General features: G+C 63.1%; 13 protein-coding genes. 10 read left to right on the top strand and 3 right to left on the bottom strand.

Translation table 11 applies throughout. The annotated features are described in order from the left end of the window. Positions 1–24: 24 nt before the first annotated feature. Complete coding sequence (galE, locus tag J2X41_RS04685; RefSeq protein ID WP_310080000.1) at positions 25–1,014, bottom strand: UDP-glucose 4-epimerase GalE; 990 nt, start codon at positions 1,012–1,014, stop codon at positions 25–27. Positions 1,015–1,379: 365 nt separating this feature from the next. Here galE and rfbC point away from each other — a divergent pair, with 365 nt between their 5' ends. From rfbC to J2X41_RS04640, 9 genes are all read left to right on the top strand, one after another. Further along, positions 1,380–1,949 (top strand): dTDP-4-dehydrorhamnose 3,5-epimerase, encoded by a 570-nt coding sequence (gene rfbC, locus J2X41_RS04680; RefSeq protein ID WP_310079998.1) that lies wholly within the window; start codon positions 1,380–1,382, stop codon positions 1,947–1,949. Between the two features lie 31 nt (positions 1,950–1,980). Further along, the gene (rfbB, locus tag J2X41_RS04675) at positions 1,981–3,033 is read left to right on the top strand and encodes a dTDP-glucose 4,6-dehydratase (protein WP_310079996.1); all 1,053 of its coding nucleotides are present in this window, start codon (positions 1,981–1,983) and stop codon (positions 3,031–3,033) included. Beyond that, positions 3,026–3,928 (top strand): dTDP-4-dehydrorhamnose reductase, encoded by a 903-nt coding sequence (gene rfbD, locus J2X41_RS04670; RefSeq protein ID WP_310079994.1) that lies wholly within the window; start codon positions 3,026–3,028, stop codon positions 3,926–3,928. The genes rfbB and rfbD overlap by 8 nt, the downstream gene beginning before the upstream one ends. After that, positions 3,925–4,806, top strand: coding sequence for a glucose-1-phosphate thymidylyltransferase RfbA (gene rfbA / locus J2X41_RS04665; protein ID WP_310079992.1), 882 nt, complete (start codon positions 3,925–3,927; stop codon positions 4,804–4,806). The genes rfbD and rfbA overlap by 4 nt, the downstream gene beginning before the upstream one ends. Continuing rightward, positions 4,806–5,930: a DUF1972 domain-containing protein gene (locus J2X41_RS04660; RefSeq protein ID WP_310079991.1), complete on the top strand. Its 1,125-nt coding sequence runs from the start codon at positions 4,806–4,808 to the stop codon at positions 5,928–5,930. The genes rfbA and J2X41_RS04660 overlap by 1 nt, the downstream gene beginning before the upstream one ends. Positions 5,931–5,934: 4 nt before the next feature. Then, positions 5,935–6,978, top strand: a complete 1,044-nt coding sequence (locus J2X41_RS04655; protein ID WP_310079989.1) for a glycosyltransferase family 2 protein — start codon at positions 5,935–5,937, stop codon at positions 6,976–6,978. A 1-nt stretch (position 6,979) separates the two neighbouring features. Then, positions 6,980–8,131 carry a glycosyltransferase family 4 protein gene (locus J2X41_RS04650; RefSeq protein WP_310079987.1) on the top strand — a complete coding sequence of 384 codons (1,152 nt, stop codon included), beginning with the start codon at positions 6,980–6,982 and terminating at the stop codon, positions 8,129–8,131. Positions 8,132–8,141: 10 nt separating this feature from the next. Further along, a complete protein-coding gene (locus J2X41_RS04645; protein ID WP_310079986.1) occupies positions 8,142–9,383 on the top strand; it encodes an oligosaccharide flippase family protein in 1,242 nt (413 codons plus the stop codon). Between the two features lie 95 nt (positions 9,384–9,478). Continuing rightward, on the top strand, positions 9,479–10,717 hold the full coding sequence (locus J2X41_RS04640; RefSeq protein WP_310079984.1) for a polysaccharide pyruvyl transferase family protein: 1,239 nt from the start codon (positions 9,479–9,481) through the stop codon (positions 10,715–10,717). Between the two features lie 145 nt (positions 10,718–10,862). On the opposite strand, the gene J2X41_RS04635 is transcribed toward J2X41_RS04640, so the two are convergent. Then, complete coding sequence (locus J2X41_RS04635; protein WP_310079983.1) at positions 10,863–12,242, bottom strand: O-antigen ligase family protein; 1,380 nt, start codon at positions 12,240–12,242, stop codon at positions 10,863–10,865. A 274-nt stretch (positions 12,243–12,516) separates the two neighbouring features. Between J2X41_RS04635 and J2X41_RS04630 the strand changes: the two genes are divergently transcribed. Next, entirely contained in the window at positions 12,517–13,890 is a 1,374-nt protein-coding gene (locus J2X41_RS04630; protein WP_310079981.1) for a right-handed parallel beta-helix repeat-containing protein, read from the top strand. Positions 13,891–14,049: 159 nt separating this feature from the next. Here J2X41_RS04630 and J2X41_RS04625 read toward each other — a convergent pair whose 3' ends face one another. Next, a complete protein-coding gene (locus J2X41_RS04625; RefSeq protein WP_310079980.1) occupies positions 14,050–15,705 on the bottom strand; it encodes a lysine--tRNA ligase in 1,656 nt (551 codons plus the stop codon). Positions 15,706–15,713 lie beyond the last annotated feature (8 nt).

The following is a 15,713-nucleotide window of genomic DNA, read 5'->3' as shown; positions in this document are numbered from 1 at the left end:
ACCAAGCATCTGCCTCGGGAACGATCAGCGCCTCAGGTCCAGCGCGCCGTTGGCGTGCCAGGCCCAGGCGTGCTCGATGATCGCGTCCAGATCATGGCGCGGCGTCCAGCCCAACTGCTCGCGCGCCTTGCGGTTGTCGGCCACCAGGCTGGGCGCGTCGCCGGCTCGGCGCTCGGCCAACTCCAGCGGGAACGGCCGGTTGGACCGCCGCTCGATGGCGCCGACCAGCTCGCGCACGGTGGTGCCCGTGCCGGTGCCGAGATTGAAGACGTCGCTGGGCTTGCCGTCCAGCAGCCACTTCAGCGCCAGCACGTGGGCGTCGGCTAGGTCCAGAACGTGGATGTAGTCGCGCACGCAGGTGCCGTCGCGGGTCTCGTAGTCGCCGCCGAACAGCATGAACTTGTCGCGCTCGCCCCGCGCGGTGGCGATGGCCAGCGGGATGGCGTGGGTCTCTGGCTCATGGCGCTCGCCGATCCGGCCCTCCGGGTCGGCGCCGGCGGCGTTGAAATAGCGCAGCGCCACCGAGCGGAAGCCTTTGTAACGGGCCAGGTCCTCGAGGATCTGCTCGACCATCAGCTTGCTGCGGCCGTAGGGGTTCAGCGGGGCCTGCGGATGCTTCTCGTCCATCGGCACATAGACGGGCGCGCCATAGGTCGCGCACGTCGAGGAGAACACCAGCTTGTCGACGCCGGCCCGGCGCGCCGCCTCGACCAGGGTCAGGGTTCCGCCGACATTGTTCTCGTAGAACGCCCCCGGCTCGGCCATTGAGAACCCGACCTCGATGAAGGCGGCGAAATGGATGACGGCGACAGGCTTGTGCTTGGCGAAGACGGCGTCGAGCCGCGCCGCGTCTCGGATGTCGCCAATTTCGAGTGGACCCCACTGGACGAACGATTCCCAACCGTTCGACAGGTTGTCGTAGACTACCGGCGTGTATCCGGCCTGCGCGAGTCGAAGACAGGTGTGGGACCCGATGTAGCCCGCGCCGCCCGCAACAAGGATAGATGCCTTCAAGATCGCGCTCCGCGTCGGCCCCCGGTTCCTGGGCGATGGATGCCAACCTCCTAGGGCAACGTTCGTCTAAGCGAAATATCAAAAGCAATAACCACCTGAGGCGCCTCGATGCGCCCGGTGAAGCTTAGGCTGAGCACGTCGACCGCAGCCTGTTTCGCCGTATATTTCCACGGACAAGCCGCAGCTTCAGGAAAATAACCCCAAATGCCGCAAGTTTCGCGGTTCTGTCACTGATTCTGAGGCGCGATTAGACAATTCAAGTCTTAGAAATCCACTCGTCCATGCGGCGGCTTGACCCAATTACGCCGATGTTGCAATGCAGTGCGGCGAACGGCGGCGGCACCGTTAAGATCTAGGACGAAATTATGACGCTTGGCGTGTGTTTAGTTAAAACCCGTCGGTTCGAAGATGATCGAGGGTGGTTTTCAGAAACTTACAACGCCCCGAAAATGATTTCATTGGGTATCGATTGTACGTTCGTCCAGGATAATCAATCGTATTCCAGATACGCCGGAACTATACGTGGCATCCATTTTCAAAGGCCGCCTCACGCCCAAGCAAAGCTCGTCCGTTGCGTCAAGGGTCGGATTGTAGACTATGCCATAGATCTGCGTCGAGGATCGCCCACCTATGGTCATCACGTTTCTGCGGAACTGAGCGCGGAAAACGGCCATCAGTTGTTCGTGCCCGTGGGCTTCGGCCACGCCTTCGTGACGCTCGGTGAGGGCGTCGAGGTTGCGTACAAGGTTTCCGACGTCTACTCGCCCCAGTCCGACGGCGGGATTCTCTGGAGTGATCCGACGCTCGGTATCGACTGGCCTCTGCCGGCCGGCGGCGCGGTGCTGTCGGCCAAGGACCAGGCGCTGCCGCTGTTAGCGGAGTTCGACAGTCCTTTTGAATATGATGGCAACCCCCTGCAATTGATCGAAGCCTAGTTCGGTCTGGGTTCGAAGTGGAGATTGGTAATTGCGCATTCTGATCACCGGCGGCGCCGGTTTCATCGGTTCCGCCTTGGTTCGACGTCTGATCGCCGAGAGTGATCACGAAGTTCTGGTCTACGACAAGCTGACCTATGCTGGTGTCCTGGCCTCCCTGAGCCCTGTCGCCGACAGCCCGCGTTATAGCTTCGTCGAGGCTGACATCGCCGACCCGCAGGCCGTCGCCGAGGCGCTGCGCACCTTCAAGCCGCAGATCATCGCTCACCTGGCCGCCGAGAGCCACGTGGACCGCTCGATCGATGGTCCCGGCGAGTTCATCCAGACCAACATCGTCGGCACCTTCAACCTGCTGCATCAGACGTTGGCCTACTGGAGCGGACTGGAAGCCGACGAGAAGGCGGCGTTCCGCTTCCACCACATTTCCACCGACGAAGTGTTCGGCTCGCTCGGCGAGGACGGCTACTTCACCGAGACCACGCCCTATGATCCGCGGTCGCCCTATTCGGCGTCGAAGGCCGCGTCCGACCACCTCGTGCGCGCCTGGGGGCACACCTATGGCCTGCCGGTCCTGGTGACCAACTGTTCGAACAATTACGGGCCGTATCACTTCCCGGAAAAGCTGATCCCGCTGGTGATCCTCAAGGCCCTTTCGGGCCAGCCGCTGCCAGTCTACGGCGACGGCTCCAATGTCCGCGACTGGCTGTTCGTCGAGGATCACGCCAGCGCGTTGCAGGCCGTCTTCGAGCGCGGCGTGCCGCTGGAAACCTACAACATCGGCGGCAATTCCGAGCGTAAGAACCTGGACGTGGTCAAGGCCATCACCAGCACGCTCGATCGTCTGTCGCCGCGCGCCGACGGCAAGTCCTACGCCGACCAGATCACGTTCGTGAAAGATCGCCCTGGCCACGACCAGCGCTACGCCATCGACGCGACGAAGATCCGCACCGAGCTGGGCTGGACCCCGTCGGTGACTTTCGAGCAGGGCATCGAGCGGACGGTGAACTGGTATCTGACCAACCAGCCCTGGTGGCAGGCGATCCTGGACAAGCGCGACGCCACGGCCCGGCGCGGCCATGGCTGATCCGATCACGATCCTGGTCACCGGCGGCGCCGGCCAGGTCGGCGCCGAGCTGATCGCGCACGCCTGGCCGTCGGGCGTGACGATCCTGGCGCCCAGCCGGGCCGAGCTGGACCTGACCGACGGGGCCAGCGTCTCGGCCTGGTTCGCCGCCCACAAGGTGGCGGCGGTGATCAACCCCGCCGCCTATACCGCCGTCGACCGTGCGGAAACCGAGGTCGGCGCCGCGTTCGCCGCCAACGCCCTGGCGCCGGCCTTGCTGGCCGAGGCCAGCAAGGCCGCGGGCGCGCCATTGGTCCACGTGTCGACGGACTACGTGTTCGACGGCTCAGGCCCAGGTTCCTATGCCGAGGACGGGACCTTGGCGCCGCTCGGCGTCTATGGGGCCAGCAAGCTGGCGGGCGAACTGGCCGTGCGTTCGGGCAATCCGCGCTCGGTGGTCGTTCGCACGGCGTGGGTCCTGAGCCCGCATCGCGCCAACTTCCTCAAGACCATGCTGCGCCTGGCGGGCGACCGCGACCGGGTCTCCGTTGTGGCCGACCAGTTCGGCTGCCCGACCTCGGCGCGCGACATCGCCCAGGCGCTGGCGACCATCACCCTGCGCCTGATCGCCGATCCGCAGGCGCCGACCGGCGTCTACCACTTCGTCAACGCCGGCGACACCAGCTGGGCGGGCCTGGCCGAGGAGATCTTCGCGATCAGCCGCGATCGCGGAGGGGATTTCGCGGAGGTGACGCCGATCACGACGGCCGAATACCCCACTCCGGCGCGCCGTCCGGCCAATTCGCGCCTTTCGACCGCCAAAATCACCGCCGACTACGACATCGCGCCTCGTCCCTGGCGCGACGCCGTGGCCGAGATCATCGACGAGCTTTCGAACAGGAACACCGCGCCATGAAAGGCATAATCCTCGCAGGCGGGTCGGGCACGCGCCTGCATCCCATGACGTTGGTGACGTCCAAGCAGCTGATGCCGGTCTACGACAAGCCGATGATCTACTATCCGTTGTCGACGCTGATGCTGGCCGGCATCCGCGAGGTGCTGATCATCTCGACCCCGCGGGACATCCCCAGCTTCCAGGCTCTGCTCGGCGACGGCTCGCAATGGGGCATGTCGATCGAGTACGCCGTGCAGCCGTCGCCGGACGGCCTGGCGCAGGCCTATATCATCGGCGCGGACTTCGTCGGCAGTTCACCGTCGGCCCTGATCCTGGGCGACAACATCTATTACGGGCATGGCATCACCGACCTGTTCGTCAGCGCCATCAATCGTCCGACCGGCGCGACGGTGTTCGCCTATCACGTCAACGATCCCGAGCGTTACGGCGTGGTCGAGTTCGACGAGACGATGAAGGCCCTTTCGATCGAGGAAAAGCCCCCCCAAGCCAAGTCGAACTGGGCGGTGACGGGGCTCTACTTCTACGATTCGGACGTGGTGGACATCGCGGCCGATCTGAAGCCCTCGCCGCGCGGCGAATTGGAGATCACCGACGTCAACCGCGTTTATCTCGAGCGCGGCAAGCTGTCGGTCGAAATCATGGGCCGCGGCTACGCCTGGCTTGACACCGGCACCCCCGACAGCCTGATCGAAGCGGCGGAATTCGTGCGCGTCCTGGAAAAGCGGCAAGGCTTCAAGATCGCCTGCCCCGAGGAAATCGCCTACCAAGGCGGCTTCATCGACGCCAACCAGCTCGAGAAGCTGGCGACCGCCTTGGGTAAGAGCGCCTATGGCGTCTATCTGCGGACCGTGGTGCTGAACCGCCTTGGCGGAAAATGATGAACAACGAACGGTCACTCTATATCCTGGGAACGCGCGGCGTCCCGGCGGCTCATGGCGGCTTCGAGACGTTTGCTCAACGCTTCGCGCTTCATATGCGCGATCAAGGCTGGCGGGTGACCGTCTATTGTCAGGTCGACGAAGGCCCCTCCGAGCCGGTCATCGACGAGTGGCAGGGCGTCCGTCGCGTCACGATGGCGGCCAATTCGGGCGCCGTCGGGACGATGAAGTTCGACTGGGCCTGCGTGCGCCACGCGATGAACGAGCGCGGCGTGATGCTGGTGCTCGGCTACAACACGGCCGTCTTCAGCGCCTTCCTGCGACTGACGGGCAACCCCGTCCTGACCAACATGGACGGCATCGAGTGGAAGCGCGCCAAGTGGCCCTGGCACGGCCGGCTGTGGCTGTATCTGAACGAGTGGGTCGGCGCCCTGACCTCGACCAAGCTGATCGCCGACCACCCGGAGATCGCGCGGCACCTCAAGCGCCGCCGCTCCGAGCGGGATATCGTCATGATCCCCTACGGAGCCGACGCCGTCACCGAAGCCCCGACCGAGCCGGTCGTCGCGCGCGGCCTGACGCCGGGGAACTACGTCATCTCGATCGGACGTATCGAACCCGAGAACAATATCCTGCCGATGATCCAGGCCTTCGCCGAAAAGCCGCGCGACCTGGCGTTCATCTGTCTGGGCAAGCTGGAGCCCGGCAAAAACGCCTATCACGACCAGGTCCTGGCGGCCGGGGGCGATCGGGTGATCTTCCCGGGGGCGATCTACGATCCACAGATCGTTCAAGCCCTGCGGTTCCACGCCGCCGCCTATTGCCATGGCCACAGTGTCGGCGGCACCAATCCATCGCTGGTCGAAGCTTTGGGCGCGGGCAACGCGATCATCGCCCACGATAACGTCTATAATCGTTGGGTAGCGGGCGAAGGGCAATTCTATTTCAAAGACGCCCGGGAATGCAGCGTGATCTTCGATCAGGTCGCACAGAAGGGCGAAGCTCTTGCTAAGGCGAAGGCTAGAGCCAACGCGCGCTTCATGGACGCTCTTCAATGGCCGCCCATTCTGCAAGATTATCAGCGTCTGTGCGAAACCTCGAGCGTATCGACCGGGAAGGGGTGACCGGGTGAATTATATCATCCTCGTCAACTGGAATGGCGCGCGCGATCTACTTGAGTGTCTGGAGTCTATTCTTCGCCTGAAAGACGACAATCATTGCGTTCTGGTCTGTGACAACGGTTCGAGCGACAGCTCTCTGGACAAACTGTCCGAATGGGCTGCTGGCCGATTGGACGTGGACGTTTCGACCGAGGCATGGCGACAGGTTCCAGGTCCCCGGCTGCGCCAGCCCCGGCTGATTCTGGACGCCGGTACGGCCGCGCCGCGCGAACGGCACGCGATCTATTGGCTCCCGCTGGGGCGCAACGCCGGGTTCGCGGCCGCCAACAACCACGGCCTACGTTTCGCGTTCGAAGATGATGGCGCTGAATTCGCTTGGCTGCTCAACAGCGATACGATCGCCGCGCCAGACTCCCTGTCTGAATTGCTGGCTCGAGCAAGCGAGACGGATCAGCCTGGCCTGGTGGGCTCGACCTTGTGTTTCTACTATCGGCCCGACCAGGTTCAGGCCTTGGGCGTCCACTACGACCTGAACAGCCATCGCGGGGTCGAGATCCATCGCGGCGGGTCGGCCTATGCCCTGCCCGAGCGGTCGCAGGTGGAGCAGCGCATGACCTATGTCGTGGGCGCCTCGATGCTGGTCAGCCGAGCTTTCTTCGAGACGGTCGGTCCGATGGAGGAGAGTTATTTCCTGTATTTTGAAGAGCTTGACTGGGCGGTGAGGGCCCGGGGCGTTCATCGCCTCGCCTGGGCCCCGGCGTCAGTCGTCTATCACAAGGAAGGCGGCAGTATCGGCACCAACGCGGATGCACGGCCAAGCGACACGGCGATCTACTATCTGGCCGTCAACTTGCTGCGGTTTTCTGCGCGGCGTCGTCCCGCATCGTTGGCGGCGGCCATGCTCCGGTTGGGCGCGCGCTCGTTGCGGGCCGTCCGGCAGAAGGATGCGCGCGGCGCGGCGCTGATCCGCTTGGCCTTCTCCGATTGGCTCTCGGGGCGGCGGCGTCAGGGGCCCATCGGGCCAGACACACTAGCCAGGAAAGCGGCCTGACATGGAGCGACTGAAGATCGGGATTCTGGATCCGCTCGGCCACCACGCTGGGTTCCACTACTATACCGAGGGCTTGGCGGAGGGACTGGCGCGCGCCGGTGTGGACGCCACCGTCTATGGCTTCGAGGTTGCGGAGATCGAAGGCGCCGCCTTCCGATCGGTCAACGCCTATGCCGGGCTGTACGGCGGGGACCCGGCCTGGCGCCGCGGTCTTCGTTACGTGCGCGGTCTCCTTTCGTCGCTCAAGGATGCACGCGCGCATCGCGTGCAGGTCGTGCACATCCATTGCTTCCACTACGACATACGCGAGGTGATGGCGGCGGCAGCGGTCAAGGTGTTCGGCTTTCGCCTGGTGGTCACGTTGCATGACATCGACAGCTTTGGAAAAAGCCATGGCCGTCGCGGGCGCCGCCTGATCCTGCGGCTCGCCGACGGCGTCATCGTGCACAACGCCTTCTCTTTCGAAGCATTGAAGGCGTCGGGCGAACTGGCGGCGGGCAAGGTGTCGGCGGTCGTCGCCCACGGCCACTATATCGAGAACTACCCCGACCAGCCCAGCCGCGAGGCCGCGCGGACCGACCTGAAGCTGCCGAGCGACAAACTCATCGCTCTGTTCTTCGGCAATCCGCGTACGGAAAAAGGCCTGGACCTCCTGCTCGAGGCTCTCCGTGAGATCGACGATCCGCGCCTGTTCGTGGTCGCCGCCGGCAAGGTGCGGGACGAGCAACTGCAAGAGCTGCGTGCGATGGAAGGCGGGGCCTTGGCTGGGCGGCTCCGCGTGGACGCCGGTCATGTTTCCGACGCCGACGCCGAGCGCTACTACCGCGCCGCCGACCTGATCGTCATTCCCTATCGCCGCATCTACGAGAGCGGCGTGGCGATCATGGCCATGAGCTTTGCTCGCGGCGTCGTTTACAGCGACCTGCCTCCCTTGACGGCTTCGGTCGGCGAAGCGGGCCTGTCGTTCAGGTCCGAGGACTCCGCCGACCTGGCCGCCCGCCTACGGGAGGCTCTCGCCGACCCGTCGACCGCCGACCGGTTGGGTCAGGTCGGCAAGGCTCGCGTGGAAGAGACGCGCGGCTGGCCCCTGATCGCACAGCAGACCGTCGTCGCTTACCAAGCCGTGCTGAGACCGAGGTCGCCGCGTGCGTGATAGATTGTTCATGGCCGCCTCCGTGCTGATCCGCATGGGGGTTGCGCTGTTGGTGTTCGTGCTCATGGCGCGGGGCCTGGGGCCGGCAGCCTTCGGCCTTGTGACCACCATATTCGCCTACGCCACCCTCGGCTCTTTGCTGACCGATTTCGGTTTCGTCTCGAAAACCTTGCGCGATATCGGGGCAGATCCCGCGAACGGCGGGAATGTGTTGAACGCCAGCCTTAGCGTGAAACTGTATCTTACGATCGCCGTTGCGGCCGGAGGCGCCGTAGCGATCTTCTTTTTACCTGGCGACAATGTCACGCGGCTGTCGGCTGGACTTTTGGGCCTCGCGATTCTGGTGGGAGCCATCGGCGATCTGGCCTTGATGGCCTACCGGGCCATCGGTCGCTATTCGGGTGAAACCTGGCTTACGGTCTGGACGTCCACTTTCCACCTCGTCCTGGTCGGATGGATTTCACTGGCGCACTGGGGGCTGCTTGCCCTGGCGATCGCCTTTGTACTATCGCGTACAATCTATACGGCTCTGGCGATCATCGGTGCGGAACGGCTATTTACGGGCTGTCGCCTGCGGCTCCAGCCGATTGGAACGGTCTGGGTTTCGATACGGGGCGCCTTCGGCTGGGCCGCTGATAGCGGGCTCGGTTACCTGACGGGCCAAATCGATGGCTTGATCGTCGCCTCGGCATTTGGCCTGCAAGCTGCTGGCATCTATCAATCTGGCGCGCGGTTCATTCAGGCAGCGCTTGGGCTCGTCACCATTCTCGCCTCGATCCACATCCCGAGAATGGCGAGAGAGGCCAGCATCTCGCGACATCTGACGGTAAACGAGAGACGTATGATGCTCGAGTTCACCGGGGTTGGCGTCGTGATGGGGCTCGGCTTTTGGCTTGGCGGCGGCTTGATCACGAAGTTCCTGCTCGGCCCCGCCTATAAGGAAGTGAATGTGCTTTGGCCGGGTTTGGCGGTCTTTGTCGCGATCCGGTATGCGGCCGCCTCGATCGGTGCGGCGCTCTCCGCTCGGGGCATGGCCCTGTCTCGCGTTGGAGGCCAGATCGCGGCGCTGGTGGTGCTGGGGCTTGGCTACTTGGCGTTCCTGCCCAAGGCCGGCCTTGAGGCGTTGCCCTGGCTCATGTGCGCCGGCGCCGTGACAACGCTGATCGCGAACATGACGTCCCGCATCCTCGTGGCCCGCGGTCTGCTGGGAAAGCCGACCAATATGGCCGTCGCGATGGACGATAAAATATGAGCGCCGCGTCACGAGGCTCGTCGGATCCTCGTCGGCCGCTTGTATCAAGTATGAAGTAAACCTTAATCGACCGTGATGCGGAAATCGGAAAAGACATGCCCAAAAAAATCTATCTGTCTGGCGGTTGGGGCTATGGCAACATTGGTGACAACGCCATTCTCAAGTGCACTTATGATCAACTTCTGACGATTGCAAGTCCAGATGAGATCATTGTGACGTCTTACGACAAGGGTGAGCTTCGAGTTCATCACCGGCTAGAGGCTGAAGATTCCATTCATAGCCAATTCAGCGTGCGCACCTTCTCGCGAATTCGGCGTCGCTTCTGGAATATTCCAAATATTCTGGACTACAAGCTATGGAAGAGGCTGAACGTCGCATTTCTGCCGGCGATGAAGAAGCACCTTCAACTGATTTCGTCCGCCGATGTCGTCGTTCTTTCGGGAGGCGGATACTTTAATTCGGCCTGGACCGGGATGATGAGGGCGCAGTTCCAGACGATCGAAATGGCGCATCGGTTGAACAAGCCGGTGTTCATTTGCGGTCAAACCATAGGCCCGTTCTCTGCCGGTGAGCCCCAACAGCTACTGCGCGAAGCTCTGAAGAAGGTGACCGGCGCCGGGTGCCGAGACGATGGTTCGTTCAGTCTCGTCCGTTCCCTGTCCGACAGGCCCGATTTGGCTGTCAAGACCGCTGACGTCGTCAACCTCCTGCCAAAGCCCGAGCCGCGTCCGGTCGCGGCGGGACAAAAGCAGATCGTCGGCGTCATGATCCAAATGTTCCGCGGCCATGACGGGCCCCATGGACGATCGGCGTCCGGCCAGATCAAGAGCGAGGCTGACTATCTCTCCGCCGTTGTCACCGGCTTGGCCGAGTTCGCAAAGGATAAGGCCGTCAGCCTGCGGTTCATCGCGAGCACGTCCTGGGACCTGAAAAACTGCCTGAAGGTCTATGAAGCGCTGACGGAGATCGGCGGGATAGAGATGACGCCGCCACGGACGCTGCTGAACGATGAATTCATCTCGGAGTGCCAGGGCGTAGACATGATGATCAGCACCAACATGCACCCGGTCATCATCGCCGCCACCGCCGGGCGCCCATCGATGGCGTTGTCGTACAGCTTCAAGCTGAATGACTATATGGAAAGCATCGGGTTGTCGGAATACGTCCTCAAGATCGACGACTTCTCGAAGGACAGCTTCCTGGAGCGCGCGAACGACCTGTTTGGTCGGATGGAAATGGCGGCTGCGACGGTTCAAAAGTCGATGCCGGCGCTGGTCGATAAGGCGAAGCTGAACTTCGCGTCAGTCAAGGATGCATTGGCGAAGCGAGCCTAGTCTCGCCGGAAAGACGGCCCGACGGCGACCGCACCGTCCGGCCGCTTCGGCCAAGGCGACAGAGTTCGATGAGGAAGGGGCGACGTCCGGGGGCGTCGCCCTTTTTTACGTGCGACGCCCGCCAACGGATTGGGATTTCGATCGCTCAGAGTTTCCCCGGAGGCTCCCGTCGAGCGACGGCGTGACTTCCCAGAGTGGGCGGCCAAGTGCCCGCGGACAGCACGATCGAGATGAAGATCAGCGATATGTTGTCCATGATGGACAGGATGCTGAACACCGTGAGAACAGCAGCTAGGCTCGCCGCCGCAGCAACGTCCAATCGGCTTGCATCGCGCAGGATCGCGATCCGCAAGGCGCCGATAAGCGCAGAGAACCAAGCGACCGCCATCAGAAACAAGCCCACCCAACCGCTATCAAGGAGGGAGGAAAGATAGGCAGAATCAATTGTCAGAATTCCTCTGGGGCTGCGAAGGCCACCATGCTCCGGTGATCTATTGTCACCGTAACCCACGATCGGGCTGGCTTTGATTTCGTCAAAACCCCGATCGAACATGGCTGAGCGAGACTTGGTGCTCTCGGCCTCGACAGCGGTTCGGCCGCCGATAAGGTCGCTCATCATGGCTTGGCCGGATTGGGCTGCGGCGAGCGCCAAGGCGAGCGCCACCAAACCGGCCAGGACAGTTTGTAGAGAGAATAGGCCGGTCCGCCGCACCACCAGTAGACCGGCGTACATCGCCAAAGTCATGGCGAGCGCGATCAAGCCAGATCGGGCGTCAGTCTTGAGAACGAAATAGGGAATAACGAGAAGCGTGACGGCGGCTATCGCTCGGATCATTACGTTTCGACGTGTTGTCATCGCATAGACGAGAAAGGGCGAGGCCCAGGCCAGGCACTGCGCAAAGACGATGGGGTGGTAAAAGACGGACTGCAGTCGGATGGAACCTCCGCGCGTCGTCGAAGCGCTGAGAAGGCTCAGCAATTGAGCATCGCCAGCGAATTTTAATCCGGTCAGCTGCGCGAACGTCTTGCTGGTCGCGAGTTCAACGGCGCCGACTGCGACGACGATGGCCGTCGATATGACGATAGTGACGATTGCCCGATCTCGCCCCTTTGTTCCTGTGAAAACGACCAGGCCTACAAATAGGACGGGCAACAAGTAGACGATCTGCCGCAAGAGAAAGGTCAGAGATCCGACGACGTCTTCGCCGACAAATGCGGTGAATACACGCCACAGATACCAAACGATCATGGCGATGATGACAAATCGCCGCCGCAATATTTCGCGGAATAGCTGGCTTCTGAGCTGGGTATCGAACATCGTGACGAACGGTAGAACCAGCCAGCTCGCCGTGGCGAACAACGTGAACGGTGTCGCTTTGAGAGGGCCAAACCCGAAAAACCCATATCGCGGCCAGATGATCGACAGCGCGATCAGAGCCACGCCCCATAGAATCATGAATTTCGACATGGGCGATTGCGGGGTCTGCGCACGGCCTTGAACGGGGGTTCGTTGGTCGAGTGTCATGTCAGATCCGCTTTGCAATCGTGGCGGCCAGACCTACCGCACTCGGGGACGAGACGCCAAGTCGCCGGCGGAGTTTCTTTAGTTTAGCGCCAGCTGCCCATGCCTTGTTCGCGCCGCGCTTGCCTTCCATGCTTTGGCCGCATCCTGGCAACGAGCTTGAGATGACGGCGTTGGAGCCAGGCGGAACGGGTGCGAAGCTCGCGTTCGACGCCAGGTCCTTCGTCGGCTTGGTGTTCAAGGTCGAGCGTAGCGCAGGACAGATTAGGATTGACCCATGCCGACGCGTCGCGGAGCTATCGCCGGGCTTTCACTGGGACTTGCGCCGATCGCCGCTCGCGCCGAGGCGCGAGACGATCCGGCGTCCGGGGCGTCCCGCGCCCAGAAGGCCGCCGCCGCCGCCGCCGCTGAAAGCGGGAATCCCGACAGCGCCAACCTGCCGGTCTTCCGACCGGATCGCTATGCGCGTTCGAGTCACGCCGACGACACCGCCGCGGTGCAGCTGGCGATCGACGCCGCCAGCGGATCGGGTGGAATGGTGTGGCTTCAGAAGCTGTACAACGTCTCAGGCGTCCGGATCGACGCGCCCGACGTACAGATCGTGGGGCCTCAGGCCGGCCGGCTGTTCGATGGCGAGGGATTGGGTCTCAAGCAGACGCCCGGCGCCACGAAACCTCTGCTCACCATCGGCTTGGGCGCGACGGCGGGCGGCGTCACCAACATGGTGCTTCACGGCAACAAGGAGGCTCAGACGGCCCAGAACCATGGCGTCTTCTTCGAACCATCGACACGCGGAGAGTCGGTCGAGACCGGCTGGGACTTCGACAAGGCAAGAATCGTCTACTGCAAGGGCGATGGAATCCATCAGTCGCCCGCCCGACGCGGTTGCCGGTTCGACAATACGCGGATCTTCGGCAACGATGCACACGGACTGTCGCTTTTCGGTTCCGACAACAACGTCATGGGCTGCATGATCGGCGGAAATGGCGGACGCGGCGTCAATATCAACAACTGGACCACCACCATTCTCAGTTGTGACATCTGGGACAACGACAACAATATCTGGGTCGTATCCGGAGCCCGTTACATCAACATCATCGGCAACAAGATCGACCGGTCTCGCAACGCCGCGATCTTCATACTCGACAACCCAAGCAGCCCGCCCCAGGGCGTCAACATCATAGGCAACCAGTTCCACGCTAACGTTCTGAAGAGCAAGGGCGAGCCAGTCGTCTACTATGGTGGCGACAACGGTTCGATCATTGGCAACGTCTTTGGCGACAACGGCGATGCGACCAGCACCGCGACCTACTGCATGTTCCTGCCCACGAATGTTACCGAGGGGCGCCACACCATCATAGGGAACTCCAGCTATGGACGCTCGGCTCAAAGCGGCTTCCTGAGCTATCGCGGCTCCACGAGCTACGGCGAGATCGTGCAGCGTTCGGCCAAGCATTATGGCGCGCGCCAGGAGTTCGCGGCGGGCTTCGGCTCACCGCCGCAGGCCGTGCAACCTGCCGAGCGCTGGACGGGCCTGACCGTGCTGGCCGACCGGGTCACATGGGACCCGCTGGGGAAGCGCTCAGGCGGACCCTATTGGGTTTGGTGGTCGGGGTCTGCATGGCTGGCTTTGCAGGCCCAGGCCACCTAGGGCGTCGTGCGGAAAAAGTGGATGCCGGTTTTCCGCAAAAGCAATGCGAAAACAAAAATCTAGGGCAAGCCGGCGATTCCCATATCGCGCAGTTTGCTCTAGCGCGCCTTGGCGGCGGCATTACCGATCGCGCTAGCGGCGTTCCACGGGCGCGACAAGTCAGCCCAGCTTCTCCGCGATCAGCGCCGTCGTCCTGTCCAGGCCGAAGATCGCCGCGAACGAGCCGAAGCGTGGGCCCTGGCTCTGGCCCAGCAGCACTTCGTACAGCGCCTGGAACCAGGCGCGCAGCGGGTCGAAGCCGTGGTCCTTGCCGACCGCGAACACCTCGTTCTGGATCAGTTCGGCGTCCTGGCAGTCCGACGGCAGGGCCTTGAGCCGCGCCAGCAGGTCGAGGATCGCCGCGCGCTCCTTGTCGTCGGGGGCGCGGAACGCCTTCGTCGGCTTCACGAAGTCGTCGTAGTAGTTGATCGCATAGCCGGCCAGGCGGTCCAGCAGCGGCTGGCTCTCCGGCGTCGCGCCGGGGATGTAGCGGGACAGGAAGCCCCACAGGATCGCCTTGTCCGAGGCGTTGGCGGCCGAGACCAGGTTCAGCATCAGGCTGAACGACACCGGCGAGCCGTATTGCGGCGGGCGGCCCGAATGGACGTGCCAGACGGGATTGTCGAGCTGCTTGGTTGGTTCCTGCCGCGGATAGGCGTCCAGCTGCTGCAGGTACTCGTCGGTCGCCTTGGGAATGACGTCGAAATACAGCTTCTTGGCCGACTTCGGGCTCTGGAACATATAATACGACAGGCTCTCCGGCGCGCCGTAGCGCAGCCAGTCCTCCATCGACAGGCCGTTGCCTTTAGACTTGGAGATCTTCTGCGAGTTCTCGTCGAGGAACAGCTCGTAGTTGAAGCCCTCGGGCGGAACGCCGCCCAGCGCCTTGCAGATCTGGGCCGAGGCCTTGACCGAGTCGATCAGGTCCTTGCCGCTCATCTCGTAATCGACGCCCAGGGCCGTCCAGCGCATGGCCCAGTCGGGCTTCCACTGCATCTTCACATGGCCGCCGGTCACCGGGACCTCGACGCTCTTGCCGTCTTCGTCCTGGAAGACGATCGTGCCCTTCTCGACGTTGCGTTCCAGGGTCGGGACCTGCAGCACCTTACCGGTCGAGGGGCTGATCGGCAGGAACGGCGAGTACGACGCGCGGCGCTCCTCGCCCAGGGTCGGCAGCATGACCTTCTGAATGGCGTCGAATCGGGCCAGGGCGGTCAGCAGGGTTTCGTCGAACTTGCCGCCCTTGTAGCATTCGGTCGACGAGACGAACTCATAGTCGAAGCCAAAGCCGTCCAGGAAGGCGCGCAGGCGGGCGTTGTTGTGGGCCCCGAAGCTGTCGTGGGTGCCGAACGGGTCGCGGACCACGGTCAGCGGCTTGCCCAGGTCCTCGATCAGCGGCTGCTTGTTCTCGATGTTGTCGGGAACCTTGCGCAGGCCGTCCATGTCGTCGCTGAAGGCGATCAGCCGCGTGGGAATGGCGTCGTCGGTCAGGGCGCGGAAGGCGCTGCGGACCATGGTCGTGCGCGCCACCTCGCCGAAGGTGCCCAGGTGCGGCAGGCCCGAGGGGCCATAGCCGGTCTCCAGGATCACCGGTCGGGCCAGGGCGGGGAAGGTCTTCACCGCATCGTCGGCCTTGCCCGAATGGATCAGGACCGAGGCCAAGTCGCGCTCGGCGTCGGATAGGCGCAAGCGCAGGATGCGGGTGAGCAGGGCGCGCGCCTGCTCGAACGGCCAGGATCGAGCGTCGCGGGCGAGGGGGGAGAGGCCTTCAAACATGCCGCGGG

Origin of the sequence: Caulobacter sp. BE254, assembly GCF_031457295.1 — a bacterium.
Classification (GTDB): Bacteria; Pseudomonadota; Alphaproteobacteria; order Caulobacterales; family Caulobacteraceae; genus Caulobacter.
Note: the sequence above shows the minus strand (reverse complement) of the source record. Positions and strands in the feature narration are given on the sequence as shown.

What these genes read in the sequence shown, in the direction of transcription:
- rfbC (WP_310079998.1), top strand. Translation starts at nt 1,380, where the DNA reads ATGACGCTTGGCGTGTGTTTAGTTAAAACCCGTCGGTTCGAAGATGAT.
- rfbD (WP_310079994.1), top strand. Translation starts at nt 3,026, where the DNA reads ATGGCTGATCCGATCACGATCCTGGTCACCGGCGGCGCCGGCCAGGTC.
- rfbA (WP_310079992.1), top strand. Translation starts at nt 3,925, where the DNA reads ATGAAAGGCATAATCCTCGCAGGCGGGTCGGGCACGCGCCTGCATCCC.
- J2X41_RS04660 (WP_310079991.1), top strand. Translation starts at nt 4,806, where the DNA reads ATGAACAACGAACGGTCACTCTATATCCTGGGAACGCGCGGCGTCCCG.
- J2X41_RS04650 (WP_310079987.1), top strand. Translation starts at nt 6,980, where the DNA reads ATGGAGCGACTGAAGATCGGGATTCTGGATCCGCTCGGCCACCACGCT.
- J2X41_RS04645 (WP_310079986.1), top strand. Translation starts at nt 8,142, where the DNA reads ATGGCCGCCTCCGTGCTGATCCGCATGGGGGTTGCGCTGTTGGTGTTC.
- J2X41_RS04640 (WP_310079984.1), top strand. Translation starts at nt 9,479, where the DNA reads ATGCCCAAAAAAATCTATCTGTCTGGCGGTTGGGGCTATGGCAACATT.
- J2X41_RS04635 (WP_310079983.1), bottom strand. Translation starts at nt 12,242, where the DNA reads ATGACACTCGACCAACGAACCCCCGTTCAAGGCCGTGCGCAGACCCCG.
- J2X41_RS04630 (WP_310079981.1), top strand. Translation starts at nt 12,517, where the DNA reads ATGCCGACGCGTCGCGGAGCTATCGCCGGGCTTTCACTGGGACTTGCG.
- J2X41_RS04625 (WP_310079980.1), bottom strand. Translation starts at nt 15,705, where the DNA reads ATGTTTGAAGGCCTCTCCCCCCTCGCCCGCGACGCTCGATCCTGGCCG.